26 protein-coding genes are annotated in these 26,339 nt (G+C 59.4%); 20 read left to right on the top strand and 6 right to left on the bottom strand.

Going from position 1 to position 26,339, the window contains the following annotated elements:
- Positions 1-54: 54 nt before the first annotated feature.
- Positions 55-2,631, bottom strand: coding sequence for a DNA ligase D (ligD, locus tag AC13RE_RS10760; protein ID WP_488562907.1), 2,577 nt, complete (start codon positions 2,629-2,631; stop codon positions 55-57).
- A 2-nt stretch (positions 2,632-2,633) separates the two neighbouring features.
- Positions 2,634-3,521, bottom strand: a complete 888-nt coding sequence (gene ku, locus AC13RE_RS10755; protein ID WP_488562906.1) for a non-homologous end joining protein Ku — start codon at positions 3,519-3,521, stop codon at positions 2,634-2,636.
- A 300-nt stretch (positions 3,522-3,821) separates the two neighbouring features.
- On the opposite strand from ku, the gene AC13RE_RS10750 reads away from it, so the two are divergent.
- The 13 genes from AC13RE_RS10750 to AC13RE_RS10690 all read left to right on the top strand — a co-directional run bounded on the left by AC13RE_RS10750 (position 3,822) and on the right by AC13RE_RS10690 (position 14,540).
- The gene (locus tag AC13RE_RS10750; RefSeq protein WP_488563138.1) at positions 3,822-4,439 is read left to right on the top strand and encodes a DUF47 family protein; all 618 of its coding nucleotides are present in this window, start codon (positions 3,822-3,824) and stop codon (positions 4,437-4,439) included.
- A complete protein-coding gene (locus AC13RE_RS10745; protein ID WP_112401074.1) occupies positions 4,439-5,443 on the top strand; it encodes an inorganic phosphate transporter in 1,005 nt (334 codons plus the stop codon). The genes AC13RE_RS10750 and AC13RE_RS10745 overlap by 1 nt, the downstream gene beginning before the upstream one ends.
- Before the next feature lie 142 nt (positions 5,444-5,585).
- Positions 5,586-6,686 carry an LLM class flavin-dependent oxidoreductase gene (locus AC13RE_RS10740; RefSeq protein WP_488562905.1) on the top strand — a complete coding sequence of 367 codons (1,101 nt, stop codon included), beginning with the start codon at positions 5,586-5,588 and terminating at the stop codon, positions 6,684-6,686.
- A 137-nt stretch (positions 6,687-6,823) separates the two neighbouring features.
- A complete protein-coding gene (locus tag AC13RE_RS10735; RefSeq protein WP_488562904.1) occupies positions 6,824-8,068 on the top strand; it encodes an acyl-CoA dehydrogenase family protein in 1,245 nt (414 codons plus the stop codon).
- Complete coding sequence (locus AC13RE_RS10730) at positions 8,065-9,108, top strand: ketopantoate reductase family protein (RefSeq protein ID WP_488562903.1); 1,044 nt, start codon at positions 8,065-8,067, stop codon at positions 9,106-9,108. The genes AC13RE_RS10735 and AC13RE_RS10730 overlap by 4 nt, the downstream gene beginning before the upstream one ends.
- A 38-nt stretch (positions 9,109-9,146) precedes the next feature.
- Positions 9,147-9,722 (top strand): TetR/AcrR family transcriptional regulator, encoded by a 576-nt coding sequence (locus tag AC13RE_RS10725; protein WP_488562902.1) that lies wholly within the window; start codon positions 9,147-9,149, stop codon positions 9,720-9,722.
- A gap of 58 nt (positions 9,723-9,780) precedes the next feature.
- A complete protein-coding gene (locus AC13RE_RS10720; RefSeq protein WP_488485233.1) occupies positions 9,781-10,383 on the top strand; it encodes a DsbA family protein in 603 nt (200 codons plus the stop codon).
- 180 nt (positions 10,384-10,563) lie between these two features.
- Positions 10,564-10,878 (top strand): thiamine pyrophosphate-dependent enzyme, encoded by a 315-nt coding sequence (locus tag AC13RE_RS10715; RefSeq protein ID WP_488562901.1) that lies wholly within the window; start codon positions 10,564-10,566, stop codon positions 10,876-10,878.
- Between the two features lie 356 nt (positions 10,879-11,234).
- Positions 11,235-11,630: a DUF1236 domain-containing protein gene (locus tag AC13RE_RS10710; protein WP_112339137.1), complete on the top strand. Its 396-nt coding sequence runs from the start codon at positions 11,235-11,237 to the stop codon at positions 11,628-11,630.
- A gap of 259 nt (positions 11,631-11,889) precedes the next feature.
- The gene (locus tag AC13RE_RS10705; RefSeq protein WP_488562900.1) at positions 11,890-12,264 is read left to right on the top strand and encodes a GFA family protein; all 375 of its coding nucleotides are present in this window, start codon (positions 11,890-11,892) and stop codon (positions 12,262-12,264) included.
- A 202-nt stretch (positions 12,265-12,466) separates the two neighbouring features.
- The gene (locus AC13RE_RS10700; protein WP_488562899.1) at positions 12,467-13,216 is read left to right on the top strand and encodes a helix-turn-helix domain-containing protein; all 750 of its coding nucleotides are present in this window, start codon (positions 12,467-12,469) and stop codon (positions 13,214-13,216) included.
- Between the two features lie 114 nt (positions 13,217-13,330).
- Positions 13,331-14,065 (top strand): haloacid dehalogenase type II, encoded by a 735-nt coding sequence (locus AC13RE_RS10695; RefSeq protein WP_488562898.1) that lies wholly within the window; start codon positions 13,331-13,333, stop codon positions 14,063-14,065.
- Between the two features lie 118 nt (positions 14,066-14,183).
- Positions 14,184-14,540 carry a YrdB family protein gene (locus AC13RE_RS10690; protein WP_488562897.1) on the top strand — a complete coding sequence of 119 codons (357 nt, stop codon included), beginning with the start codon at positions 14,184-14,186 and terminating at the stop codon, positions 14,538-14,540.
- A 189-nt stretch (positions 14,541-14,729) separates the two neighbouring features.
- Here AC13RE_RS10690 and AC13RE_RS10685 read toward each other — a convergent pair whose 3' ends face one another.
- Genes AC13RE_RS10685 through AC13RE_RS10670 form a run of 4 tightly spaced genes read right to left on the bottom strand, consistent with a single transcriptional unit; the run spans position 14,730 to position 19,766 of the window.
- A complete protein-coding gene (locus AC13RE_RS10685; protein WP_488562896.1) occupies positions 14,730-15,302 on the bottom strand; it encodes a sarcosine oxidase subunit gamma in 573 nt (190 codons plus the stop codon).
- The gene (locus tag AC13RE_RS10680) at positions 15,295-18,228 is read right to left on the bottom strand and encodes a sarcosine oxidase subunit alpha family protein (protein ID WP_488562895.1); all 2,934 of its coding nucleotides are present in this window, start codon (positions 18,226-18,228) and stop codon (positions 15,295-15,297) included. Before AC13RE_RS10680 ends, AC13RE_RS10685 begins: the two co-directional genes overlap by 8 nt.
- Positions 18,225-18,503, bottom strand: coding sequence for a sarcosine oxidase subunit delta (locus AC13RE_RS10675; protein WP_488562894.1), 279 nt, complete (start codon positions 18,501-18,503; stop codon positions 18,225-18,227). Before AC13RE_RS10675 ends, AC13RE_RS10680 begins: the two co-directional genes overlap by 4 nt.
- A gap of 12 nt (positions 18,504-18,515) precedes the next feature.
- Positions 18,516-19,766, bottom strand: a complete 1,251-nt coding sequence (locus AC13RE_RS10670) for a sarcosine oxidase subunit beta family protein (RefSeq protein ID WP_488562893.1) — start codon at positions 19,764-19,766, stop codon at positions 18,516-18,518.
- Positions 19,767-19,854: 88 nt separating this feature from the next.
- Between AC13RE_RS10670 and AC13RE_RS10665 the strand changes: the two genes are divergently transcribed.
- The 7 genes from AC13RE_RS10665 to AC13RE_RS10635 all read left to right on the top strand — a co-directional run.
- Positions 19,855-20,814, top strand: coding sequence for a GlxA family transcriptional regulator (locus AC13RE_RS10665; RefSeq protein WP_488562892.1), 960 nt, complete (start codon positions 19,855-19,857; stop codon positions 20,812-20,814).
- Between the two features lie 77 nt (positions 20,815-20,891).
- Positions 20,892-21,575, top strand: a complete 684-nt coding sequence (locus tag AC13RE_RS10660; RefSeq protein ID WP_015343856.1) for a helix-turn-helix domain-containing protein — start codon at positions 20,892-20,894, stop codon at positions 21,573-21,575.
- A gap of 92 nt (positions 21,576-21,667) precedes the next feature.
- Positions 21,668-22,576, top strand: coding sequence for a class II glutamine amidotransferase (locus AC13RE_RS10655; protein ID WP_488562891.1), 909 nt, complete (start codon positions 21,668-21,670; stop codon positions 22,574-22,576).
- A 31-nt stretch (positions 22,577-22,607) separates the two neighbouring features.
- Positions 22,608-23,294 (top strand): GltB/FmdC/FwdC-like GXGXG domain-containing protein, encoded by a 687-nt coding sequence (locus tag AC13RE_RS10650; RefSeq protein ID WP_132720334.1) that lies wholly within the window; start codon positions 22,608-22,610, stop codon positions 23,292-23,294.
- A gap of 15 nt (positions 23,295-23,309) precedes the next feature.
- Complete coding sequence (locus AC13RE_RS10645) at positions 23,310-24,638, top strand: FMN-binding glutamate synthase family protein (RefSeq protein WP_132720335.1); 1,329 nt, start codon at positions 23,310-23,312, stop codon at positions 24,636-24,638.
- Positions 24,639-24,716: 78 nt separating this feature from the next.
- The gene (glnT, locus tag AC13RE_RS10640) at positions 24,717-26,024 is read left to right on the top strand and encodes a type III glutamate--ammonia ligase (RefSeq protein WP_488562890.1); all 1,308 of its coding nucleotides are present in this window, start codon (positions 24,717-24,719) and stop codon (positions 26,022-26,024) included.
- Between the two features lie 99 nt (positions 26,025-26,123).
- A partial coding sequence (locus tag AC13RE_RS10635; RefSeq protein WP_488562889.1) for an ACT domain-containing protein occupies positions 26,124-26,339 on the top strand: 216 nt, incomplete at its 3' end.

Here is a 26,339-nt window from a genome sequence, read left to right as displayed (position 1 = left end):
CTGGAACTGCGCTAGTCACCTGCTGGTTTTCGCTGTCAGGAAGAAATTTGTTCGTCAAGACTTACGCTTGGCCTTCGCGGACTCCTCGCGCAGGGGTTCGGCGGCTTTCCGGAAGTCTGCCCAGGGATCCGAACGGAGCGCGGCAAGCCGCGTCGGCACATTGAGCACGGTAAAATAGTCCGGCCCTATTGCAGGGCTCAACTCCTCCCATAATAAAGGCATCGAGACCGCGGCGCCCGGTCGTGCGCGGGTGGAGTAAGGCGCGACGGCAGTCGAGCCGCGTTGATTTCTCAGATAATCGATCAGGATCTTGCCACCGCGTTTCGACTTGGTGATGGTGGAAACATAGTGATCTGGGCTGTCGGCGGCCATGGCGTCTGCGATACCCTTGGTAAAGGCTTTGACAGTAGACCATTCGGCCTTAGCGACCAGTGGGCAGACGATGTGCAGCCCTTTTCCGCCGGAGGTCTTCACGAAAGGAACGAGCCCCGTCTGCCTCAGCCGCTCAGCCGTTTCTTCCGCGGCGGCGATGACCTCGCTCCAGGCGACGTCTGGGCCTGGATCGAGGTCCATGATGATCATGTCAGGCTTTTCCCAATTGCCGATCATCGATCCCCAGGGATGGATTTCGAGGACTGCCGCCTGCACGAGGCCGATCAGGCCATTCAGGTCGTCGATGCTGACGTAGGGTTCTTCGTCTTGCGGATCTTTCGCCAAAGCGATGTTCCTGTTCATGCCCTTCCAGGCATGCTTCTGGAAAAAATGCTGGCCGGCAATACCATTGGGACAGCGTACCAGCGCGAGCGGCCGGCCAACGACGAAAGGCCCCATATAGCGCCAGACCTCGGTATAATAATCCGCAAGCCCCGCCTTCGTAACACCTTCGTCAGGCCAATAGAGGCGATCGCCGTGGGTCAAGGATACGCTGCTGCGCGCGGGCTTCTCAGCCGCGGACTCCTTCGTGGATTTCGGTGTTTCGCGAACAATCTCGAGCGGATTCTTGTCCTCTCGCAATCCGCGGAAGGATGCGTGGCGCAAATGGCCGTCTGCCGTCCAGGCACGAAATTCGACTTCGGCAACCAGTTCGGGCCGCACGAAGCGGACACCGCGATGTTCTTCCGCCGTCAGCTTGGTTGCGAAAGGATTTTCCTTCACTTGCAGGCGGCCCAGCCTTTTGAAGAGCTGCTCGGCGACAGTGTGCGTGTACCCCGTACCGACGCGGCCGACATGTTCGAGCTTGCCGTCTTCATAGACGCCGAGCACCAGCGAGCCGATCGCCTTTCGCGACGTTGTCGAGGGAACCCAGCCGCCGATCACGAATTCCTGCCGGGAGGAACATTTTGATTTCACCCATGTCTTGCCGCGGCCGGGGCGATATGGATCATCGGCAATCTTCGATACGATCCCTTCCAGGCTCAACCTGCAGGCATGCGACAACAGCAGGTCACCATTTTCATCAAAATGACTGCTGAAGCGAAGGATCCCGGTTTCGGACGGGATGATCTTCCGCAGCAATTCCTTGCGGCCGATCAGCGGCGAGGCCTTCAGGTCGTAGCCGTCGAGATAGAGGAGATCGAAAGCATAGAAGACGAAGCGGTCGCTACGGCCTTCGCTGAGATCCGCCTGCAGGGCAGAGAAATCGGAAGCGCCGGCCGCCGGCTCAACGACCAGCTCGCCATCGATGATTGCGGTGCCGACGGGGAGAGCCCGGAAGGCGCTGACAATCTCCCTGCCGAATTTCTGGCTCCAGTCGAGGCCGCTGCGCGTGAGCAGCTTGATGCGGCCTGCCTCGATGCGGACCTCGAGCCGATAGCCATCGAATTTGATTTCGTGAAGCCACCGGGAGCCTGAAGGTGGCTTGGATACCAATGTCGCCAAAGCAGGTTCGACGAAGGATGGCAGAGTGGCCTTCCGTGCGCCCTTCAAAGACGAGGGATCAACGGGCGTTGCGTCCGTTGGCGTTGCGGTTTCGCCGGCTTCCCCCTTGGCGGCATCATCCTTCTTTCGGACGCTCCTGCGACGGATCTTCCCCGTCTTCGAGGACCAGCCCGGCTTTTCGTTCTCGACTTCGTCTATGACACGCCCCGTTTTTGCCGATTCCGGTCGTTCCTCGAGAATATCGGCAGCGCCTTCCGGGCGCGCCGCCTCGTCTTCGCCTTTGATCAGCAGCCAGTTTTCCCGTTTCTCGCGTGGCTTCCCCGCCATGCGGATCAGATGCCACCGGCCGCCGAGTTTCTTTCCGTGGAGCTCGAATTCCAGATGTCCCTTCGCAAGGCCCTTGTGGGGATCGCCAAGCGGTGTCCAAGAGCCGCTGTCCCAGACGATGACAGTTCCGCCGCCATATTCCCCCTTGGGGATCGTGCCTTCGAAATCACCATACTCCAGCGGGTGATCTTCGGTCTGCACCGCGAGCCGTTTTTCTCCGGCTATTAGGCTCGGCCCTTTGGTCACGGCCCAGCTCTTCAAAACACCGTCCAATTCGAGGCGAAAATCATAGTGGAGCCGGCGCGCATCGTGTTTCTGAATGACGTAGCTGTTGCCGGATACTGCGATCTTTTTTCTGCCGGCTCGCCCTCTCGGCTCGGTCGTCTTGCTGAAGTCGCGTTTGCGGTTGTAGATCTCCAATGCCATTGTCAGCTCGCCTTGCGTTGCGGCCGCGAAGAAGATTTTGTTCGCGATTTTACCGTCTTGCGGGAGGTCGCGCCCGGTTTTCTAGCGGGTTCCTTTGCGCTTGCCTTACCTTGGCCACTCATGCCGGCGCTCTGGCGCAGAGCCTCCATGAGATCGGTCACCTTGGCGACCTTTGCCGGCTTGCGTTGCGGGATCTTCTTGCCCTCGATCTTGGCCTTTACCAGTTCTGCAAGCGCGGCCTCATAGCGGTCGTCGAATTCGCTGGGATCGAATTTGCCTTTCTTGGTGGTGATGATGTGCTTGGCGAGATCGAGCATTTCGCCCTTTATTTTCATATCGGGCACATCCTCGAAGGCTTCTTTTGCCGAGCGAACCTCGTAGTCGAAATTCAATACCGTCGCGATCAGCCCTTTGCCGTGGGCACGGATCATGACGGTTCGCAGGCGGCGAAACAGAACGGTTTGGGCAATGGCAGCGACCTGCTTCTTGCGCATTCCGTCGCGGATCAGTGCGAATGCCTCTTCGCTCGCAGGAGTGGAAGGGGCGAGATAATACGGACGGTCGAAATAGACGTCATCGATGTCGTCGCATGCCATGAAGGCCTTTATCTGCAAGACCTTGTCGCTTTCCGGCACCGCCGCGGCGATTTCCTCAGGCTCAAGAACGATGTAATCGTCCTTGTTGAGTTCGTAGCCTTTGACCTGATCCTCGCGCGACACCGGCTTTCCGCTCGCGACATCTATGAATTCCCGTCGGACGCGATTGCCGGTTGCGCGGTTCAGCGTGTGAAAGGAAATTCGCTCGGAAGTGGAAACTGCCGTATAAAGCGCAACAGCGCAGCCGACCTCCCCAAACTTCAGATATCCTTTCCATTGCGCACGCGCACTCATCAGCGGACTCCATGTCGACGACAGGAAACAAACGGGACCTGGCGGTCATTGTTCCCTGTTGTCCTTGTTTTGTTGGAGAAGCCGATAGAAGCGCATGGCGATTTTGACTCGCTTTATACGGTTCTTACGTATCGCCCAGGTCTCGGTGTGGCACCTCTATGGGCATCCCAACTCTTGCGAGACTGTCGAAGACCGTGGTTTCGCGGGCACATTGGCTTTTCATGGTGGCCTCCATCATTTATGACGGATTTATGACAACACACGTTCGGAGCGCCGAGAGTGAACTGGTTCCGTAAATTGATGCCCCGGGAAGATCGCTTTTTCGATCTATTCGGGCGGCATTCCCGTACAATCGTCAGCGCCGCAGAAGCCCTTAACGAACTGCTGAGCGGCAAAGATACCGAGCAGCACTGCAAACGCATCGTCGAACTTGAGAACGAGGCCGATGACATCACGCGCGAAGTTTTGCTTGCGGTGCGGCGCAGCTTCATCACGCCTTTTGACCGTGGCGATATCAAGGATCTCATCATGTCGATGGACGATGCCATCGACATGATGCACAAGACGGTCAAGACAATCCGCCTGTTCGAGCAGGATAGCTTCGATCCCGGCATGCAGGAAATGGGCGGCGCGATCGTTCAGGCGGCAAAACTGGTGGCTGATGCAATTCCTCTTCTCGATCGTATGAGTGCTAATTCCTCCCGCCTCAGCGCGCTCACGGAAGAAATCGTTGCTGTCGAAGAGCGTTCCGATGAACTCCATGAGCAGGGGCTGAAGGATCTCTTTCGCCGCCATGGCGCAACGAACCCCATGGCCTACATCATCGGCAGCGAGATTTATGGTGAGCTGGAGAAGGTTGTCGATCGGTTCGAAGATGTCGCCAATGAAATCAGCGGCATTGTGATCGAGAACGTCTGATGGAGGCCACCCTCGCTTTTCCGCTGCTGGCGGGTCTCATCGCGGTGGCCTTGTTCTTCGACTTTTTGAACGGGCTGCACGATGCCGCCAATTCCATTGCTACCATCGTCTCGACACGGGTTCTGCGGCCGCAATATGCGGTGCTATGGGCTGCATTCTTCAATTTTATCGCCTTCCTGTTCTTTGGGCTTCACGTTGCCGAAACCCTCGGCACTGGCATCATCGATCCCAATATCGTCACGCCACAAGTCATCTTCGCCGCCCTGATGGGAGCGATCGTCTGGAACATCGTGACCTGGGTTTTCGGCATTCCATCGAGTTCGTCGCATGCACTGGTCGGTGGCCTCGTCGGCGCCGGGCTGGCTAAAATCGGCATGGGCGCCATTGTTTGGTCGGGCTTGCTGAAGACGGCCGGCGCCATCGTCATGTCTCCGTTACTGGGCTTCGTTCTCGCGCTTTTCCTCGTGCTGTGCGTGACTTGGATATTCATTCGCCAGACGCCCTTCGCCGTCGACAGCACCTTCCGTGTGCTGCAATTTGTCTCCGCCTCCCTCTATTCCCTCGGTCATGGCGGAAACGACGCTCAGAAGACGATGGGGATCATCGCCGTTCTGCTCTATTCCCAGGGGCATACCGGAGCGGAGTTCCATGTCCCCCTCTGGGTCGTATTGTCCTGTCAGTCCGCGATGGCGCTCGGGACGCTGTTTGGCGGCTGGCGGATCGTGCATACGATGGGTTCGAAGATTACCAGGCTCAACCCAATGCAGGGTTTCTGTGCCGAGACGGGTGGTGCTTTGACCCTGTTTGCCGCGACATGGCTCGGCATCCCAGTCTCGACGACCCATACGATCACGGGCGCTATCATCGGCGTCGGGGCTGCCCGGCGCGTCTCCGCAGTCCGCTGGGGATTGGCGGGCAATATTGTCATCGCATGGGTAATAACGCTTCCGGCTGCGGCTGCTATCTCCGCACTCACCTATTGGATGACGAATTGGGTCGGATAGAACTGTGCCTTCAGGATTGAAGACATCCTAAGCACGAATATTCTACAAATTTAGTAGAAAAAGAACGACCTGTCTTTCTGAGGCCGGAGGGTCACGCTAGCATTCTGTCCAAATCCGATGAAGGAAACCATAGGACATCGATATGCCGACCGAATTCATCAGCGTCACCTTTCCGAATGCCTCGACCGAGCTCAATCCTCTGGAAAACCCCGCGCTCGACCCGCAATTCCTAGAGCGCTATGCCCGTTCGCTCGATGATTATGGCTTTAACTACACCCTCATTCCCTATGACAGCGCGTCCTTCGACCCCTTTACCATCGGCGCAACGGTTGCGGCGCATACGAAGAATATCAAGATCATCATCGCCCTTCGTCCGAACACGATCTATCCGACGGTTGCGGCAAAATCGCTCGCCACGCTCGATCAGCTGAGCGGCGGGCGTGTGGTGGTTCACTTCATTGCCGGCGGAAGCGATGAGGAGCAGGCCAAGGAAGGTGACTTTCTTGACAAGCGCCAGCGCTACGAACGGCAGGAGGAGTATATCCGCATTCTGCGACGCGTCTGGCAGTCGAGTGAACCCTTTGACTTCGACGGCCGCTACTATCAATTCAAGCAGTTCCACAGCCGTGTGCGTCCGGTAAACGGCACCATTCCGGTGTCGGTCGGCGGATCGTCGGACGACGCCTATCGCATCGGCGGCGCGCTTGCCGATATCTTCGGCCTATGGGGTGAGCCGCTGGCGGAAACCAAACAGCAAATCGACCGGATCTATGCTGAAGCAGCGCGCGCCGGGCGCAAGGATCGCCCGCGGATCTGGGTGACGTTCCGTCCGATCGTTGCGGAGACCGACGAGCTTGCCTGGGCTAAGGCGCATCACACCCTCGACCTTTTGAAGGAAAATCGCGCAAAGGGCCTTGGCAAGGTGCCACCCGCAGCACCTTCTCCGCAGAATATCGGCTCGCAGCGCCTGCTTGAGATCGCCTCGCGCGGCGATGTCCATGATCGGGCTCTCTGGTATCCGACGGTGACGGCGACGAATGCGCGCGGCGCCTCCACCGCCCTGGTCGGCTCGCCAAGAACCATTGCGGACTCCATTCTCGATTACGTCGATCTCGGCGCGGATCTGATTTCGATCCGAGGCTATGACAACCTGAACGATGCCATCGATTATGGCCGCTATATTCTGCCACTCGTCAGGGCGGATCTGGCGGTAAGAGAGGCGCCGGAGCAAGCCGTCGCCTGATCCCACCCTGGACACATTGTCACGCACCGACAAACAGAATTGGCGAATGCCATTCGGGTTGTGTTCGCAAAGACCAGCCATCGCGCGGCAAAGTCCGCGCATGGCACTCCTCACCGCTTCAAAGAGGCTGATGCAAAGTGTCCTTTAACACCATCGATCTGACGGATGTGACCCGCAAGCTTGCCGCCGCAGCTGCGGCGGCAGATGAATCCGGCACCTTCCCCTGGGTCGGCATCGAGGCTGTTCATGCGGCTGGGCTGCTCGAAAGCACCGTGGCGCCAAGGTTCGGTGGAAAAGGTGCTGGTCTTGCCGATGTCGGGCGCATTCTGGCCGCGCTTGGTCGCGGCGATCCTTCGGTCGCCCTGATTAGCGCTATGACCATATTTACCCATCTCGGACAGGCGGCAGGCAGCAAATGGCCGGAGCCGCTTTATCGACGTTTATTGGAAGATGCACGCGATCGGCCGATCCTGTTGAACGCGGCCCGCGTCGAGCCCGAGCTTGGTTCTCCCGCCCGAGGCGGCCTTCCCGACACATTGGCGCGCCGCACCGCCAGTGGATGGGTGATCACAGGGCGCAAGCGTTTCGTGACAGGTGCGCTTGGCCTGACCCATTTCCTCGTCTGGGCGCGTACCGATGAGACACCGCAGCGCGTCGGCACTTTCGTCGTTCCGTCGACCCTTCCCGGCATCCAGGTGATCGAGAATTGGAAGAGCTTGGGAATGCGGGCCAGCGGCTCGCACGACGTCGAATTCAAGGATGTCGAGGTGCCGCTTGAGGACGTCCTCGATCTTGTCGATGTTTCCGTCGGCACGCAGGACAATCGTGCCCATGCCGCCGCTAACGTCGCGCTCACCGCCATATACCTCGGCGCTGCGGAAGCTGCCCAGGAGGCTTTTATCCGTTTCGGTCATGAACGTATCCCCGCCAATCTCGGCGTTCCGATCGCAAAAACGGAAAGGTTCATTTCCGCAGCCGGTGAAATCGACCTGCTCGTGGGCGGCGCGAGACAGATCCTGTTCAATGCGCTCGACCATTCGCTGGATGAACCTGAAGCGCTCATCAGGGCGCGCCTTCTTGCGGCCCGCAACATACGCGACGCAGTTCAGCTTGCCGTTCGCACGCTCGGCAATCCCGGTCTCAATGGCGATCTCGGGATCGAACGGCATTTCCGCGACATCCAATCGGTTCTCGTCCACGCGCCCCAGGAAGACACGTCTGTTTCCATTCTCGGACGCGCGGCATGTGACAGATGGAGCCGGAAGGCGGAGGAACCGCCTCATCTTTTCCCGGTTGAAAAGGCATCAGCTGTCTCCCCCAGTTCCCGGCAGGCAGAAGACGCGCGGGAGCTCCTGAATGCAATTTCCGGGCGGCGAGCATGACACGCTATATCATCATCGGAGCGGGCGCCGTCGGTGCGAGCCTTGCCGCGCAGTTTGAGCTTTCGGGGATAGACTACGCCCTTGTCGGACGCGGCGCCCAGATCAGGCATATCGTCGATCATGGCCTCGTCTACCAGCGGCCCGCCGGCACCCGGCAAATCCGGCTGAAAGCTTTCGACACGACTGAACCGCCGTCATTGAGGCAGGGAGACATCCTCCTGCTGACGGTGAAATCGCAGGATGCCGCCGAAGCTCTCGCCTTTTGGGCCTGGCGGCCAGTCGAGCATACCGAGGTACTGACCGCCTCCGCCCTGCCGATCGTCACGTTTCAGAATGGCCTGGCGACGGAAACGGCGGCTCTTAGGCTATTTCCGAATGTCTACGGCGCCAGCATCCTGACGCCCGCCCGCTTTACGGAAGTCGGCTACGTCGTGGTCGGGGGCGATCCGCAAGTGGCGATCGTCACCATCGGCCGCTATCCGCAAGGCTCGGACGAGACTGCTGCCAAGATCGTCGCGGATCTTAGCCGGTCGGATTACATTGCCGAGGCAACACGCGATATCAAGCGATGGAAGGCGGCGAAGCTTCTTCACAATGTGCGCAATGTGCTGGAGCTTTTCGACGGGGCGGACGACGAAAGAGCAACGTTCAGCGCGGCCCTTGTCGTGGAGGCCGAAACCGTTCTCAAGGCCGCGGGCTATGGATTTGCATCTCCCTCGGAACGTACGGTCAGCATAGCGCACTGGAAGATCGCCGAGAATGCCGGTATTCGCCCCGGTCAGCAATCGACGTGGCAGAGCTTCACGCGCGGCGCCTCGAGCGAAGTCGACTATCTGAACGGAGAAATCGTGCTTCTCGGGCGTCTGCATGGGATAGCGACGCCCTATAATCGTGCCGCCCAGGAAATTGCCGGATCGGCGGCGCAACAGGGTGGCTTCACGGCGCTCCTTCCTTTCGCTAGTCTGCGCGAGCTTGCCGAGAACTACTTGTCTTTCTCCACTCCCATTCATTCGAGGCCGAAGGCGCACCTAGCGGGCTAGTTCCGAGTTAGTGCGGTGAAGGCATCCGGACCGACGCAATGAAAATTTCAGACCATATCCTGACCACCGCCGGCACCCTTTTTTATAGGGAGGGCATTCGCGCTGTTGGCATCGATCGCATCATCGATGAAGCCGATGTTGCAAAAGCCACCCTCTACCGGCACTTTCCATCCAAGGATCATCTTGTCGCGGCCTATCTGACCGAACGTCACGAACGCGTCCTTCTCCAGTTGAGAGAGGTCATATCGACCGCAACCCTGCAGCCGCGTGACCAGATCGCCATGATTTTCGAGCGCCTGTTCGAAAAGGCCGACAGTCCGGAGTTTCGCGGCTGCGCTTTCGCATTGGCGGTCGCCGAGCATGGCGATTCCCAGCGGGTCGTCACTATCGCCCGCGAGCATAAGAATGCGGTGCGAGAGATCTTCCGTTCCGTCATGTCGGCCGCAAGGTGTCCGACCGAGCAGGCGGCTGCGCATCTGTCTCTGCTTTACGAAGGCGCTGTGGCTACGGTCGCTGTCGGCCGCGACCCCCGGTCTGTTCTGATCGCGCGTGATTGCGCGCTGTCCGTTTTCGATATGGCGACCACAGCACCGGGCGTCCCATGTGACGCGTAAAGGTCGCTCTAGCAATTTAGATCTGTTTCACATTTGATCCCGTCGGGAGGAAAACTTTATGACCAAAACCATCGACTACTTCTTCGGTATCGGATCGCCCTGGGCCTATATAGGCTTTGACGCGTTTATCGAACTCGCGGCGCGATCGGGCGCCGAGATCCGGCCTTATCTCATTCCGCTGATCGTCGAAAATGGTGCGATCTACTCGCGTGATCGTCCCGACGCGCGCCGGGCCTACTGGATGAAGGATCTCCGGCGCTGGGCGGCTCTTCGCGGCAAGCAGCTCGACTTTACCAACCGGTCGGCGCTGTCCGATCCGACGCCCGCGGGCTTTCTTGTCTTGGCGGCCCAGCTTGATGGGCAGGATTGGACCGCTCTCGCCCGCGCGCTGCAACATGCTTTCTGGGGCGCCGCTGCGGATATCGGCAATGCCGACGTGCGAAAGGCGATTGCCGAGGCTGCAGGTTTTGACGGCGCTGCGCTCGAGGCGCGCGCGGCTCGTCCCGATATTGCCGAACTCTGGAGCAGCAATCGCGATGTTGCCAAGGAGGCGGGCGTCTTCGGCCTTCCGACCTTCCGCCACGAAGGCGAGCTCTATTGGGGACAGGACAGCCTTCCCTTCCTGGAGCGTCATCTCAGGGGTGAAAAGCTGGTGGCGTGACACAGGGCTGAAAAAAGCGACCTGCTATGGAAGCCGCGCTAGGCAAGAGCTGCCATCGTTCGGCCCGGATGGCTCGGGCGAGGGCAGTCGCATGTAATGACATCTTATCAGGCGTTGTCACGTTTTCGGTGGGTTAACGGTTGCTGTTTAATTGAGCTCGATGAGCAGGCCTACGATTAGTTGGCCGAAGCGCGATCATTGGGGTTAGTTCTGTTTGTGCTGGACAACGGCGCGCTCGGTATCATAGTGCAGGGCCTTCCCGTGGTCATTCCAGACTATTCATCCGACCGCTACCATAGTGACCTCCACCGCATCGACTTTGGGTCAATGGCGCGCGCATGTGGCTGGACAAGCCGGAAGCTGGTGCCGGATCTCAGCGACCTGGCCGAGATCATGCGCGAAAGCTACAGCCTCGGTCACCCATCCATCTTGGTCGAGGTGCCGGTAGATGCAGAACAGGTCGTGAGACTAAATCCGCGAGCTGACAATCTGTAGCGCCACACAAGACCCATCCCCAATAAGGGCCGCAGCGCATGCGGAGCGAAAAGCGTGACCAGCTGCTGCATCGGTTGGAAGCGGCAAGGCGAAGCTAAGACAGATCATAACGACCACCGTCTGCCTGAGACAAAGCCCCCTGGGCGGCATGGCATCATGACAGAACATGAGATCCAGTCTGGAGCGTTGCCGTTACCGCATCCTTCGTCGATGCACCTGCCTCTTCCGTACCGATCACGAAGTTTGTCGCAGGCGGCTAACTCGTGATGGCTTCGGATGGTAACCGAAGAGGAACATTCTATTGGCTCAGTAATTCTCCTTTCAGCTCACAAGAGCTGGAATCAAAGGAGAATGCTATGAAAACGAGACTTGTCGTTTCAATGGCCGCCTTCGGCCTTCTGGCCGGTTCGGCCTTCGCGCAGTCTTCCACCGTAACCGGCGCCGCAGGCGGTGCGGTGACCGGAGCAGTAGTAGGCGGCCCTGTCGGCGCTGCAGTCGGAGGTGTCGCCGGTGCGATTGCCGGCACCGCGATCGATCCACCGCCAGAGAAAGTTGTCACTTACGTTCAGGAGCAGCCCCTGCCTCCATCCGAGGCAGTCGTCCAGGACCAGATCGTTGTCGGCCGCGCGCTCCCAGAGACAGTTGTCGTCACACCGGTCCCGGACAACCCGACCTATGCCTACGCGGTCGTGAACCACAAACGTATCATTGTCCAACCGAAGACGCGCACGGTTGTCCGCATCCTTGAATAATGCCGAAAGGGTGACCCAAGGTTCGGGAAAGGCAGAAAAAGACCGAGGCTATCTTCTTGAAGATTGGCTTATGTCTGGTCGGAGACCTTTCCCGACCATGAGAGTGCGCTCGCGGCCGCCAAATCTGCTGCAGCCCGCCAGCAACAGGCGGTGAGGATGCAGAAATCAGCTACCAGCTGTCTGATCGGCGCTCGCAGACGGAGCATGTCAGCCGTGGGCAGGGCCCGATCAGGAATGTAAGTGATGATGAGGACATACCATGACGGAATCGACCGGATCGTGCCGGTGCGGGCAAGTGCGTCTGACGGTGCGCGGAACGCCGCTTCATATCGGCATTTGCCACTGTACAGATTGCCGACAGGAAAGCGGATCCGCCTTCACTTATTTCGGCCTGTGGCCGGCAAGTGAATTTCACTATGAAGGCGAGACAAGCGAGTTTGCTGGACGGGAGTTTTGCCCGCGTTGCGGTTCGCGCGTCTTTGCCATGGGTGATAACGAGGTTGAGATCAAACTCGGAATCCTGAGCGAGGCGCCCACGCGTCTCCGCCCCACCTATGAGCTGTGGACCAAGCGGCGGGAACCCTGGTTTTCTCCGATCGAGGGAGCGGAACAGCACGAGGAGGATCGACGATGAGGTGATTTGATCAATTTCCACTTCGCGCTGACGCCGCCAGAAATTCAACCTTGATCTTCTCGACGCCTTCGATACGTTCAGACCGACCAGCAGAAAACTACGATCTGAGCCAGAACTCCGCGAAAATTAACATCGCGCGCGAAAAACGGGTATGCCCAGCTGATTCATAAGCGCAAGACTGGGTTGCCTGGGAGCAAGAGCCGTGGACATCAATCTCGAGACAAGACAGTATCATAGCCGCGGCTATCATTATCACGACCACGTCCAGGTGCTATTTCCGTTGCGGGGCGCGATGAAGATCTCCATCGACGCCGGATCGGGCATTATCGCAGGCGGCTCAGTCGCTGTCATCCCGACGGGATGTTACCATGACTTTGTCCCAAGTGCGGATTGCAGTCTGTTGGTCGTAGATCTCAAACTCCACGAAAGCGATGCGGAACAAGCACCGGTTCTACTGACCAGAGGTAGCCCTTTGGTCTCGCGCATGGAGCCCTGGCTTTGGCGAATCTTCCGCCAGATCGGCACAGAGGTCAATGCGGATGGGCATCGCGCTCAAGATGCAGCCATGTTGGCGCTAACCGGACTGCATCTTATCCGTCCGGCCTCGGCCACTAAGACAAAATCAAAAGCATCGAACAGAATAGAGCGGCTGGCGGCCGACCTTGGAACAGGCGGCAGCAAAACAAATATCAGCGCTATGGCGCGCGAGGCCGGCATTAGCCAAAGCCATTTCCATGCGTTGTTCAGGGCGACGTTCGGCAGTTCTCCGAGACAGTATAATATTGAGCGGCGGCTTGATGTAGCGATGGAGTGCCTGATCACCACCAATAACACTATAGCGGAAATTGCCTACGCGGCAGGTTATGAGAATGTTTCTGCGTTCAACCGCATATTCAAGCGTCGCCTTGGGATTTCACCAGGCGAATTTCGTCTGACTGGTCGCGTGGACTGAGGCTCGGCTAAATATCGTAGCTTTGGCATAGTCTTCCAGATTCCAGGCTCATCTCTTCTGGCACAGCAAGCGCTAGTGTAGCGCAACGAAAATCTGCGCGAGAGGATGAACGACATGGATCTGACCTGCTTTAAGGCCCTTTCTTTTGATGTCTACGGTACGCTGATTGACTGGGAGAGCGGCATCTGGAACGCCCTGCAGCCGTTGTTGAGCACGGGAGGTCGTGAAATTGGGCGCGAGGAAGCGCTGAAAGCTTACGGGGAGATTGAAACGGCGCAGGAGGCTGAGACGCCGTCCTTGCACTACGTCACGCTCTTGTCGGTCGTGCATGCAAGGCTTGCTCGGCACTGGGGCTTAACTGTCCACTCTGACCTACATGAGCGCTTCGGCGCCTCGGTGCCTGATTGGCCGGCGTTCCCTGATTCTGCTGAGGCACTCGCTTATCTGAAGCGGCACTATCATCTGGTTGTGCTTTCCAATGTGGATCGCAAGAGCTTTGAGGCTTCAAACCGTAAGCTTGGTATTTCCTTTGATGCTGTCTACACCGCAGAGGACATTGGGAGCTATAAGCCGGATCCGAAGAATTTCCATTTCCTTTTCTCGCGGCTGCAGCAGGATCTAGGCGTTCAAAAGAGCGAGCTTTTGCATGTGGCGCAGAGTTTATATCACGACCATGCGCCGGCCGTGCAAATGGACCTGACCAGTGTATGGATTGACAGGCGATTTGGTAAGGCGGGCCAAGGGGCGACGAAAACCCTCGACAATCCTCCGAAAGTTGCTGGTCACTTCCGTTCGCTGTCGGAGTTTGCGGCTGCACACCGAGCCGCAATCGAATGCACAATCGGGTAAAGGCACTCGCTGTGCCGATCGCGCTGTGTGGCCACATAAAGCCTCGGGACTTCGAGTAAAAACTGCTATTCAGATATCCTTCGAGCTTCTTGATGGCCTTGGGCTTCTTCAAAAATGAATGAACACAGCTCTACAGCTGGGAGGGAAGATGAAAGCGATAGCACTTAGCATCAGATTTGCTCTCGAGCTTTGTATACTCGCTTCGCTTGCGGCGTTGGCCGCACATCTTGCCGTACCGATCATGGCACAAGTGCTGTTGGGGTTTGGGCTGTGCGCAGCAGTTGCCACTTTTTGGGGTAAATTCCTTTCCCCGAAGCGGAGATACGAGGTTGGCCCGGCCGGCCGGCTCGTTCTCGAAGCTGGCATTTTCCTGATCACAGCCTTGATTTTGAACCACCTCGGTTGGCCAACGCTGGCGATCGCGCTGGTCGTCGTCGCAGCTGCCAATCGGATTGCCCTTGCGCTCATTTCATGATTGAGCCTGAGTATCTCAACCAGCCATGAGCCTTAGAGGCACTGACATGATTGTCCTCTTCAGCGCTCGGGTAGGAAGCCTTAATACCACACCACCTTATGGCATAAAGAATGAGCGATATCCCGTCACCACACAGCAGTTGGCCGAACCCTTGTGGAAGTGTTTACGTATGGCTGACGATTTGAAGACTTATCTGAGAAGTTGTTCTGCCGGCGACGGCAGCGTGCCGATCGGCTCTGACATGGCTTCGGCCAGCGTTTCGAGCTCTTCATACAGCGATTCCGCAAAGCTGCGCAGGACAGTCAGTTCGAAATCCTCCATGCCCAGGCGCGTGAGCTGCACGGAGATATGCCCGAAGAGCGTCATAGCGCTGCTTCCCTCCGGGAAGTTCGCTGGATGCAGGTCGACAGCAGTGCCCCTGTTGAGCATCCAGGCAGCACGCGATCCTGAGATGCGGATACGGATGCGCCCGTGGCTTTGATCGGAGATGAAAGCTCTGCCCGCCAGAGCGTCCGCAAGCACCCGCTCTTGGGAGCCGGCGAGCTGCGCGCTGCCGGCGATGAACCATTGCCGGTATCCGGCCGGACGCACGGAGCTGTCCGTGAGGCCGGCTGCTGGAAGATGCGCCGCAAGCTCTTCGCTCGTCGTAGCGCCCATTACATGCAGCAGATGGCCCTCGGGCAAGGCTTCAAGCCGGATGGTCTCGCCCTGTAGAACGGCCTTGCCGGCGAGGACCGGCTTCGATGTCGGCAAATCAGGCATGGAGTTTCTCGTTCTGAGGGTCGATGAAGACGGGACTGCAGATCACCGCATCCGTGTATTCGTTTCTGAGGCCATTCCAGACGACGATCTTCTCGCCGATACGCTCCGGTCCGTTCTTGATAAGAGCGAGCCCGATCGTATGGCCGAGATTGGGGGAAAAGGCGCTCGAGGTGACATAGCCCTGATCGTTTTCGAGCGTTGCGGCAGCGCCTTCCGCCAGGATGTGGGCCCCAGTGCGGAAGCTGGTCGCAGGGTTCACCGGTTTGACACCGACGAGGCGAGGCCGGTCAGGCGCCTGCAGGCCTTCGCGGGCGAGCATCGCCTTGCCGATGAAATCGGGTTTGGTGGTCGAAACCATGCGACCAAAGCCAAGATCGCCTGGTGTTACCGTACCATTGATCTCTGCATGGGTGACGTGGCCCTTCTCGATGCGCAGAACACCGAGCGCTTCGGCGCCATAGGCGCAGATACTATGCTTCTCGCCTGCTTGCATGATGGCATCGGCAACGAACTCGCCATAGGCCGCGGGTACGCCAAGCTCGTAGGCGAGCTCGCCGGAAAAGGAGATGCGGAAGAGCCGGCCCTTGAGCTTGCCGCCGAACAGAGAGACCGCGCGTGCGCTCATGAAGGGGAAAGCCGTATCGGAAATATCGTCATCGACAATCTCGGAAAGGATGGCGCGGGATTTTGGGCCTGCCACCGCCATCTGCGCCCATTGATCGGTTGACGACGCAAAATAGACCTCCAGCTCGGGCCAGAGCGTCTGGGCACAGAACTCGAGATGAGTGAGCACGCCGGCGGCAAGCGCCGTCGTCGTAGTCATGAAGAAATGGTCTTCGCTCAACCGGCTGGTGGTGCCGTCGTCATAGATCATGCCGTCTTCGCGCAGCATGATACCGTAGCGCGCCTTGCCGACGGAAAGCTTGGCGAAGCCGTTGCAATAGATGCGGTCGAGGAAGGTCGCCGCATCCTTGCCGAAGATCTCGATCTTGCCGAGGGTCGAGACATCGCAGATGCCGGCATTTTTCCGGATATTCAGCACTTCGCGATCGACACTTTCGCGCCAGGTCTTCTCGCCGTCACGCGGGAACCAGGAGGAGCGGTACCAGAGGCCGGTTTCGACGAAGACTGCGCCATTCTTCTTTGCCCATTCATGCAAGGGAGATTTGCGCGCCGGTTGAAAGTGCTTAGCCCGCGAAGTACCCGTCAGGGCGCCGAAGGAAACCGGCGTATAGAAGGGCCGGAACGTCGTGGTCCCGACTTCGGCCGGCGAGACGCCGCGGGCCTCGGCCAGAATGCCGATGGCATTGATGTTGGAAAGCTTGCCCTGGTCGGTCGCCATGCCGTTCGTCGTATAGCGTTTGGCGAGCTCGACATCGCCATAACCTTCGCGCACGGCGAGCCCCAGATCTTTCAGGTTCACGTCGTTCTGGTAGTCGACGAAGGCTTTGCCTTTGCTCCCTTTGACCTGCCAGAGCCGCGCGGCAACAGTCGGTACTTCTTCTTCTGCTAAAGCAAAGGCGGGCACGACCTTGCCAAAACCGATGGTTTCCAGCGCCTCGGCAGCTTTGATTGCTCCGTCGCCAAGGCAGCTATCCATGGAGGCAAGGCCGGATGCCGAGCCGGCAATCAGCAAACCCGCCTGTCTTTCGGGCGCGAGGAAGGCTGCATGCCGTTCGGACCACACCGGCCTTGCGCCGCGATGGCAGGCAAGATGGATGATCGGGCTCCAGCCGCCGGACATGGCCAAAGCGTCCGCATCGATCTCCTGAGTGCCCGAACCGCTCGCAATCTTGACCCTGCGGACCTGCTTGGTGCCGACCGCATCGAGGACGCAAGCACCGGTCAGCACCCGCGCCTTGCCGTTCCAGTGTTCACCTGCGGCGCGCGTATCGACGATGGCGCCTACTTCGACGCCTGCGGCCTCGAGGTCGGCGGCGGTCCGGTAGCCGGAACCGTTGGTCGTGAAGACCACGGTGCGCTTGCCGGGAGCTACAGCTTGACGGTTCAGATAGCTGCGCATGGCGCCAGCCATCATCACGCCTGGAATATCGTTGCCGCCAAAGACAAGCGGCCGTTCCTCGGCGCCGGTCGCAAGGATCGCCTGCTTGGCGATGATGCGCCACAGGCGTTCGACCGGCTGACGCGGGTCGGGCGCTGCCACATGCTTCTGAATGCGTTCGACCGCGCCGAAGACGTTATCGTCATACCACCCGATAACCGTCGTGCGCGGCAGGCATTGCACGTTCGGCAGGCTGTCGAGTTCGTCCAACATATCCTTGAGGGACGAGCTATGCTCCAAGAGCAAACTGCCGCCGAGAGCGAAGCCTTCGTCCGCGAGAATGACACGCGCTCCGGCGCGTCCCGCCGTCAGCGCCGCGGCAAGACCTGCAGGCCCGGCGCCGATCACGAGCAGGTCGCAATGCGCCCAGCACTTTTCATAGGAATCGGGATCTGCCTCATAGGACGCCTTGCCGAGGCCGGCTGCCTTGCGGATCAGCGGTTCGTAGACTTTTTCCCAGAAGGCGGCAGGCCACATGAAGGTCTTGTAGTAGAAGCCGGCGCTCAGGAAGGGTGAGAGCAGGCCGTTGACTGCGCCGACATCGAAGGCAAGCGAAGGCCAGCGGTTCTGGCTGCGGGCGGTCAGCCCGTCGTGAAGTTCGATCATCGTGGCACGGCTGTTGGCTTCTGTGCGTCCGCCCGTGCCGGTCATGACGAGGGCATTGGGTTCGGCGGCGCCCGCCGTCAGGATGCCGCGCGGGCGATGATATTTGAAGCTGCGGCCGACAAGCTGGATGCCGTTGGCCAGCAGGGCGGAGGCAAGCGTGTCGCCGGGATGGCCCGCCAGGTTCCTGCCGTCGAAGCTGAAGGCAATGGTTTTGGAGCGGTCGATCCGACCGCCGGAGGAAAGGCGATAGCTGCTCATGCGCCGCCTCCAAGCTTGGTAAGCGCCGCATCGCTGACGCCATGGACCTTGTGTGTGATGGTGTCGCGCTCGACGATCAGCCAGCGGCGGCAGCCCGAGGAATGGTGCCAATATTCCTTATGAAGTCCCTTTGGATTGTTGCGCAGGTAGACGTAATCATACCAGTCTTCGGTGCCGGCATCGGCTTTCGGGCGGATAAGGTTTGCATCCCCCTTGATGGTGAATTCTTCCTTGGGACGTGTGCCGCAGTGAGGGCAGGAAATCAGGCTTGCCATGTCGTCGTGTCCTCAATGCAGGTTCGGTTGGGCGCCGACGCCCTTTTCATCGATCTGATAGCCACGCCGGAATCGGTCGAGGCGCAGCTGCGTCGCTGTTTCATGAGGCTCGTTGCGGGCGATCAAATGCGCGTAGCAATAGCCTGACGCCGGCGTGGCCTTGAAGCCGCCGTAGCACCAGCCAGCGTTCAGATAGAGATTGTCGATATGGGTCCGGTCGATGATCGGGGAGCCGTCCATGCTCATGTCCATGACGCCGCCCCAGGTACGTAGATAGCGCACGCGGGTCAGCGCCGGGATCATCGCCACACCGGCTTCGGCAACATGCTCGACGGTCGCGAGGTTACCGCGCTGGGCATAGGAGTTGTAGCCGTCGATATCGCCGCCGAAGACAAGGCCACCCTTGTCGGATTGCGAAACATAGAAATGCCCGGCGCCGAAGGTGACGACGCAATCGATGAATGGCTTCAGACCTTCCGAGACGAACGCCTGCAGCACATGACTTTCGATCGGCAAGCGCAGACCCGCCATATCGGCGACGACGGTGGAATTACCGGCTGCCGCCAGTGCCAGCTTGCCGCAACCGATAAAGCCCTTTGTCGTCTCGACACCCGTGACGCGGCCCTGGTCGGTGCGGATGCCTGTGACTTCACAGCCGGTGATGATGTCGACGCCACGGCTATCGGCTCCGCGGGCATAGCCCCAGGCGACTGCGTCGTGGCGTACCGTGCCGCCGCGCGCCTGCAACAATCCCCCCATGATGGGGAAGCGCGCATTTTCGAAATCCAGGAAGGGCAGCTTTTTGCGAACGGCCTCGCCGTCGAGCAATTCGGCATCGACCCCGTGCAGGCGCATGGCGTTGCCGCGTCGCGTATAGGCATCGCGCTGCGCATCCGAATGAAAGAGATTGAGCACGCCACGCTGCGAGACCATGGCATTGAAATTGAAATCCTGCTCCAGCCCTTCCCAAAGCTTCATCGACAGCTCGTAGAAGGGATTGTTGCCGGGCAGCAGGTAGTTCGAGCGGATGATCGTGGTATTGCGGCCGATATTGCCAGAGCCGAGATAGCCCTTTTCCAGAACGGCGACATTGGTGATGCCGAAGGTCTTGGCGAGATAATAGGCAGTTGCAAGACCATGGCCACCGCCACCGACGATGATGACGTCGTAATGCGGCTTCGGTTGCGGCTGGCGCCAGGCGGGGGCCCAGCCGGTATTGCCGCGAAGGCCGTTGAGAAAAACAGAGAAAGCCGAATAGCGCATGGTTGGATCCGGTTTGAATTGCGCTCATGATGACAGAGCGGCAAATGCCGACTTGCCCAATTAGGACCTTTTTCGATAGAAAAGGGACATGACGGCGATCGATAGCAAAAATAGCCAGAATATTGGTTTCATCCTGATCCCAGGGTTCGCCTTGATGTCCTTTGCCTCGGCAAGCGAGCCGTTGCGCGCCGCCAATCTCCTGGCCGGGCGAGAAATCTATCGATTGTCGACCTTCTCGCTGGACGGCACTCCAGCGGTATCGTCGGGCGGCGTGCCGGTGCCGGCCGAGCCTCTTCCAGGTCGCGGATCCGGTCTTGGCACGGTCTTCGTCTGCGCCGGTGGCTCGCCACGCGATTGGCATTACCCTTCTATTCTCACCTGCCTGCGCCAACTCGCACGCGACGGCGTGCGCGTCGGTGGCATCTCCGGGGGTCCCTATCTGCTTGCAGCCGCCGGGCTTTTGGCCGAGCGCGATTTCACGATTCATTGGGAGCATGCGCCAGCCCTGCTCGAAGCCTTTCCGGCGCTTACGCCGCGCCAAGCGCGCTTCGTCATCGACGGCAATCGCATCACCTGCGGCGGCGGCATTGCGCCGCTCGACATGATGCACGTTTTGATATCAGAGCGCATGGGTGCCGATTTCGCTCGCCGCGTCAGCGACTGGTACCTGCATACGGAGGTGGGTGAGCCGACTGCGCCGCAACGCGGTTCGCTCGCCGAGCGCTATGGCGCCCATCACCCGGGTCTGCTGAGCGTGCTCGAAAAAATGGAGGAAACGATCGAGATGCCCCTCGATCGTGCCGCCATGGCGCGAATTGCCGGGGTCACGCCGCGTCATCTCGACCGGCTGTTTGCCGTTCATCTCGGCTCGACCTTCCTCGATCAGTATCGGCGAATACGCCTACAGCATGCCCGGCGGCTCCTGGAGCAGAGCCCGCTTTCGATTTCCGAAATCGCCGTCGCCACCGGCTTTTCAAGCGGCGCGCATTTTGCCCGAGCCTATCGCTCTCTCTATGGGATTGCGCCCGGCGACACCCGTCAGGCGTGATTTTCGCCGCAGTTGAGAAAATTTCACTCGGAGGATAGGATCGCCGCAGCAAGCCCTGCCGGCAAAAAGGATCATAAATGAAAACCAAGGCAGACAAGATATCGGCCGACGACCAATCCCATGGCGGGCGGTCAGCTTTCTCACAAAATCCGCATGCGGTGCGCGAGCCGAAGGAAAACAATCTCGAGATGGCGATCGGCCACGAGGTTCGCGCCTATCGCAAGAAGCTCGGCATCACGGTGACGGATCTTGCCGCCGCGACGGGTATCTCGCTCGGCATGCTGTCGAAGATCGAAAACGGCAATATCTCGCCGTCGCTGACGACGCTGCAATCGCTGTCGCGCGCCCTCGGCGTGCCGCTGACGGCTTTCTTCCGTCGTTATGAAGAGCCGCGCAATGCTGTCTTCGTCAAGGCTGGCCAGGGCGTAGAACTCGAACGCCGCGGCACGCGTGCCGGCCATCAATATAATGTGCTCGGCCATATCGACAACAATTCGAGCGGCGTCATCGTTGAGCCCTATCTCATTACGCTGACGGCCGATTCCGATGTCTTCCCCACTTTCCAGCACGAGGGCATGGAGTTCCTCTATATGCTCGAGGGCGAGGTGATGTACCGTCATGGCGACCAGCTCTATCCCATGCAGCCCGGCGACAGCCTCTTCTTCGATGCGGATGCGCCGCATGGACCGGAAGTGCTGGTGAAACTGCCGGCGAAATACCTGTCGATCATCAGCTATCCACAGCGGGGCAAGACAGATTAACTTGCCTAAAAAGAAAAATTTATTCTTTTGAGTTGAAAAACCGCATTGGACCTGATAGCCATTTTGCAGATGCGAAAACGGAGGGTTTGGGCATGTGCGGAATTGTCGGTCTCTTCTTGAAGGATAAGGCGCTGGAGCCGAAACTTGGCGCGCTTCTGTCCTCCATGCTGATCACGATGACCGATCGCGGACCTGATAGCGCGGGCATTGCGATCTACGGCAACGATAACGGCAACACGGCGAAGATAACCGTCCAGTCAGCCGATCCGGCCAAGGATTTCGACGGTCTGGAATATGAACTCCGGCGCGCGCTGGACGTCCCGGTATCCGTCGCGGTCAAGAGCACGCATGCGGTCATCACCCTCGCCAAGGACAAGCTCGACGAGGGCAGGGTAGCCCTGACGGCATCGCGCCCGAATATCCGCGTCATGAGTAGCGGCGATACCGTCGAGATCTACAAGGAAGTCGGCCTGCCGAAGGATGTCGTCTCACGCTTTGGCGTCGCCGCCATGTCCGGCACGCATGGTATCGGTCATACCCGTATGGCGACCGAGTCGGCTGTCACGACGCTTGGCGCTCATCCCTTCTCGACAGGTTCGGATCAATGCCTGGTTCACAACGGGTCGCTCTCGAACCACAACAACCTGCGTCGCGAGCTGAAGCGCGTCGGCATGACGTTCGAGACGGAAAATGACACCGAAGTCGCGGCCGCCTATCTGACGGCCGAAATGGCAAAGGGCAAGGATCTCGGCGCGGCATTGGAAGGCGCGGTCGACGATCTCGATGGCTTCTTCACCTTCGTCGTCGGCACCAAGTCCGGTTTCGGCGTCGTTCGCGACCCCATCGCCTGCAAGCCGGCCGTTATGGCCGAGACCGATCAGTATGTCGCTTTCGGCTCGGAATACCGGGCGCTGGTGAACCTGCCTGGTATCGAAAATGCCCGCATCTGGGAGCCGGAGCCGGCGACCGTCTATTTCTGGGATCACGAAAAGGCTGCCTGATCAGAAGCGCCGCAATCGAGAGAGATCTTACATGCCAGTTTTCGACTTATCCGTCACACCGCTGCGCGAACTCAACAGCGCCCTTCATGGCCTTCCCTCGGGCGCCAACGATCTCGCCTTCGAAGTCGTCAATCCGCGCGGCCATCATGCTGTCGCCGCCGGTATCGATGCGCCCGTTACCGTCGATATCAGGGGTTCGGTTGGCTACTACTGTGCCGGCATGAACGATGGCGGTAACGTCACCGTGCATGGCTCTGCCGGTCCTGGTGTCGCCGAGAACATGATGTCCGGCAGCGTCGTCATCGAAGGCGATGCCAGCCAGTATGCCGGCGCGACCGGCCGCGGCGGCTTGCTTGTCATCAAGGGCAATGCGGCGTCGCGCTGCGGCATCTCGATGAAGGGCATCGACATCGTCGTCTACGGTAATATCGGCCATATGTCCGCCTTCATGGGGCAATCCGGTCATCTGGTCGTGCTGGGTGACGCTGGGGATGCTCTCGGTGACAGCCTCTATGAGGCCAAGCTCTTCGTCCGCGGTTCAGTGCAAAGTCTCGGTTCGGACTGCATCGAAAAGGAAATGCGCCCGGAGCATCTGGAGAAGCTTGCCGAGCTTCTCGAGAAGGCCGGCGTGCGCGGCGTCAAGCCCGAGGAATTCAAGCGCTACGGATCAGCCCGCAAGCTCTATAATTTCAATATCGACAATGCCGACGCGTACTAAGGCGAAGGGGACCTCATGAGCTACCACAATCCATATACGCCACCCCGCAAGTCGGCGACCTTCGACGATCATACGCTCGCTGAAATCCGTCGTGCGGCAGCGACCGGCATCTACGATATCCGTGGCGCCGGCACGAAGCGCAAGGTGCCGCATTTCGACGATCTGCTCTTTCTCGGCGCTTCGATCTCGCGCTATCCGCTCGAAGGCTATCGCGAGAAATGCGATACGACCGTTGTCCTCGGCAGCCGTTTCGCCAAGAAGCCGATTACGCTGAAGACCCCGATCACCATTGCCGGCATGAGCTTCGGTGCGCTTTCCGGCAACGCCAAGGAAGCGCTCGGCCGGGGCGCCACGCTTGCCGGCACGTCGACGACAACAGGCGACGGCGGCATGACGGACGAGGAGCGCGGTCATTCGCAGACCCTGGTCTACCAATATCTTCCCTCGCGCTACGGCATGAACCCTAAAGATCTTCGCCGCGCCGATGCGATCGAAGTCGTGGTCGGACAGGGGGCCAAGCCCGGCGGTGGCGGCATGCTGCTCGGCCAGAAGATTTCCGATCGCGTCGCCAACATGCGCAATCTGCCGAAGGGCATCGACCAGCGCTCGGCCTGCCGTCATCCGGATTGGACCGGGCCGGACGATCTCGAAATCAAGATCATGGAATTGCGCGAGATCACCGATTGGGAAAAGCCGATCTATGTGAAGGTCGGCGGCGCACGCCCCTATTATGATACGGCTCTTGCCGTCAAGGCTGGTGCCGATGTCGTCGTGCTCGATGGCATGCAAGGCGGCACGGCCGCGACCCAGGACGTCTTCATCGAGAATGTCGGCATGCCGACGCTCGCCTGTATCCGTCCCGCCGTCCAGGCGCTGCAGGATCTCGGCATGCACCGGAAGGTGCAGCTGATCATCTCCGGCGGCATTCGCTCTGGGGCCGATGTGGCGAAGGCGCTCGCACTCGGCGCTGATGCGGTTGCCATCGGCACGGCGGCGCTGGTTGCGCTCGGTGACAACGATCCCAAGTGGGAAGAAGAGTACCAGAAGCTCGGCACGACGGCCGGCGCCTATGACGACTGGCACGAGGGCAAAGACCCGGCGGGCATTACGACCCAGGACCCGGAGCTCGCAAGCCGGCTCGATCCGATTGCTGCGGGCCGGCGCCTTGCCAACTATCTCAAGGTGATGACGCTGGAGGCGCAGACGATCGCGCGCGCCTGCGGCAAAAATCACCTGCACAATCTGGAACCTGAGGACCTCTGTGCGCTGACGATGGAAGCTGCCGCCATGGCGCAGATTCCGCTTGCCGGCACCAATTGGTACCCGGGCAAGGGAGGCTTTTAAGATTCCGGCCGGGCCTGAGAGGCCCGGCCGCTGCATGCATCATCGAAGTGTCTCGAAGAAATCCAAAGGGGAACGAGAATGACACTGGATCTTGCTGCCTTTGCAAAGGACAAAGGCATCAAATATTTCATGATCAGTTATACGGATCTTTTTTCCGGCCAGCGCGCCAAGCTGGTACCGGCGCAGGCGATTGCCGGGATGCAGGAAGAGGGCGCCGGCTTTGCCGGTTTTGCCACTTGGCTCGACATGACGCCCGCCCATCCCGATCTTTTTGCCGTACCCGATGCCTCCTCCGTCATCCAGCTCCCATGGAAGAAGGACGTTGCCTGGGTTGCGGCCGATTGCATGATGGAGGGCGAACTCGTCGGCCAGGCGCCGCGAAACGTGCTGAAGAAGCTCGTGAAAGAAGCGGAAGCCGCAGGCAAGCGAGTCAAGACCGGCGTCGAGGCTGAATTCTTCCTGATCACCGCCGATGGCTCCAAGATTTCCGACGAATACGACACAGCGGAAAAGCCCTGCTACGACCAGCAAGCGGTCATGCGCCGCTACGACGTCATCTCCGAGATCTGCGACTATATGCTGGAGCTCGGCTGGGGTGCCTATCAGAACGACCACGAGGACGCCAACGGCCAGTTCGAGATGAACTGGGAATTCGACGATGCCTTGAAGACGGCGGACAAGCACTCCTTCTTCAAGTTCATGGTCAAGTCGATCGCCGAGAAGCATGGCTTGCGAGCAACCTTCATGCCGAAGCCCTTCAAGGGCCTCACCGGCAATGGCTGCCATTGCCATATCTCCGTGTGGAGCAATGACGGCAAGACCAACGTCTTTGCCGACAGGGAAGCTGAATTCGGCCTGTCGGCCGAGGGCAAGCATTTCCTCGGCGGCATCATGAAACATGCCTCGTCGCTGGCAGCGATCACCAACCCGACGGTCAATTCCTACAAGCGCATCAATGCGCCGCGCACGACCTCCGGCGCCACCTGGTCTCCCAATACCGTGACGTGGACCGGCAACAACCGTACACACATGGTGCGCGTGCCGGGCCCCGGCCGCTTCGAGCTGCGCCTGCCCGATGGTGCCGTCAATCCTTACCTGCTGCAGGCCGTCATCATCGCCGCCGGCCTCGATGGTCTGCGCAACAAAGCCGATCCTGGCCCCCATCACGATATCGACATGTATGCTGAGGGTCACCTGGTGAAGAATGCGCCGCGCCTGCCGCTCAATCTTCTCGATGCCTTGCGGGCTTACGACGAGGACGAGGGGCTGAAGCAGGCGATCGGTTCGGAATTCTCCGAAGCCTATCTGAAGCTCAAGCATCAGGAATGGAACGCCTACTGCTCGCACTTTACGCAGTGGGAGCGCGACAGCACGCTCGATATCTGAGTGCGCAGCGACAAGATGCCCTTAAGGGCTCAGGTGCCGGGGCGCGAGCCCCCGGCACAACAGCGGAATTTTGGCCGCGGACGGCGGAGGAAAATCAGCATGACGAGCTATGTATTGACAGTTGCGTGCAAATCGACGCGTGGGATCGTTGCGGCGATCTCGAACTATCTGGCCGGACAGGGCTGCAACATCGTCGACTCCAGCCAGTTCGACGATCTCGATACCGGCATGTTCTTCATGCGCGTCTCCTTCATCTCCGAGGAGGGCGTCGGTGAGACGGCGCTGGCGGAAGGCTTCAAGCCGATCGCCGAGAAA

This window comes from Martinezella sp. CNPSo 3959, from assembly GCF_057784355.1.
Note: the sequence above shows the minus strand (reverse complement) of the source record. Positions and strands in the feature narration are given on the sequence as shown.

Excerpts from the sequence above, each read along its gene's own strand:
- ligD (WP_488562907.1), bottom strand. The coding sequence starts at position 2,631 with ATGGCATTGGAGATCTACAACCGCAAACGCGACTTCAGCAAGACGACC.
- AC13RE_RS10665 (WP_488562892.1), top strand. The coding sequence starts at position 19,855 with ATGACGGCGATCGATAGCAAAAATAGCCAGAATATTGGTTTCATCCTG.
- AC13RE_RS10680 (WP_488562895.1), bottom strand. The coding sequence starts at position 18,228 with ATGAGCAGCTATCGCCTTTCCTCCGGCGGTCGGATCGACCGCTCCAAA.
- AC13RE_RS10745 (WP_112401074.1), top strand. The coding sequence starts at position 4,439 with ATGGAGGCCACCCTCGCTTTTCCGCTGCTGGCGGGTCTCATCGCGGTG.
- AC13RE_RS10750 (WP_488563138.1), top strand. The coding sequence starts at position 3,822 with ATGCCCCGGGAAGATCGCTTTTTCGATCTATTCGGGCGGCATTCCCGT.
- AC13RE_RS10705 (WP_488562900.1), top strand. The coding sequence starts at position 11,890 with ATGACGGAATCGACCGGATCGTGCCGGTGCGGGCAAGTGCGTCTGACG.
- AC13RE_RS10695 (WP_488562898.1), top strand. The coding sequence starts at position 13,331 with ATGGATCTGACCTGCTTTAAGGCCCTTTCTTTTGATGTCTACGGTACG.
- AC13RE_RS10650 (WP_132720334.1), top strand. The coding sequence starts at position 22,608 with ATGCCAGTTTTCGACTTATCCGTCACACCGCTGCGCGAACTCAACAGC.
- AC13RE_RS10660 (WP_015343856.1), top strand. The coding sequence starts at position 20,892 with ATGAAAACCAAGGCAGACAAGATATCGGCCGACGACCAATCCCATGGC.
- ku (WP_488562906.1), bottom strand. The coding sequence starts at position 3,521 with ATGAGTGCGCGTGCGCAATGGAAAGGATATCTGAAGTTTGGGGAGGTC.
- glnT (WP_488562890.1), top strand. The coding sequence starts at position 24,717 with ATGACACTGGATCTTGCTGCCTTTGCAAAGGACAAAGGCATCAAATAT.
- AC13RE_RS10675 (WP_488562894.1), bottom strand. The coding sequence starts at position 18,503 with ATGGCAAGCCTGATTTCCTGCCCTCACTGCGGCACACGTCCCAAGGAA.
- AC13RE_RS10655 (WP_488562891.1), top strand. The coding sequence starts at position 21,668 with ATGTGCGGAATTGTCGGTCTCTTCTTGAAGGATAAGGCGCTGGAGCCG.
- AC13RE_RS10645 (WP_132720335.1), top strand. The coding sequence starts at position 23,310 with ATGAGCTACCACAATCCATATACGCCACCCCGCAAGTCGGCGACCTTC.
- AC13RE_RS10690 (WP_488562897.1), top strand. The coding sequence starts at position 14,184 with ATGAACACAGCTCTACAGCTGGGAGGGAAGATGAAAGCGATAGCACTT.
- AC13RE_RS10710 (WP_112339137.1), top strand. The coding sequence starts at position 11,235 with ATGAAAACGAGACTTGTCGTTTCAATGGCCGCCTTCGGCCTTCTGGCC.
- AC13RE_RS10720 (WP_488485233.1), top strand. The coding sequence starts at position 9,781 with ATGACCAAAACCATCGACTACTTCTTCGGTATCGGATCGCCCTGGGCC.
- AC13RE_RS10725 (WP_488562902.1), top strand. The coding sequence starts at position 9,147 with ATGAAAATTTCAGACCATATCCTGACCACCGCCGGCACCCTTTTTTAT.
- AC13RE_RS10740 (WP_488562905.1), top strand. The coding sequence starts at position 5,586 with ATGCCGACCGAATTCATCAGCGTCACCTTTCCGAATGCCTCGACCGAG.
- AC13RE_RS10685 (WP_488562896.1), bottom strand. The coding sequence starts at position 15,302 with ATGCCTGATTTGCCGACATCGAAGCCGGTCCTCGCCGGCAAGGCCGTT.
- AC13RE_RS10730 (WP_488562903.1), top strand. The coding sequence starts at position 8,065 with ATGACACGCTATATCATCATCGGAGCGGGCGCCGTCGGTGCGAGCCTT.
- AC13RE_RS10670 (WP_488562893.1), bottom strand. The coding sequence starts at position 19,766 with ATGCGCTATTCGGCTTTCTCTGTTTTTCTCAACGGCCTTCGCGGCAAT.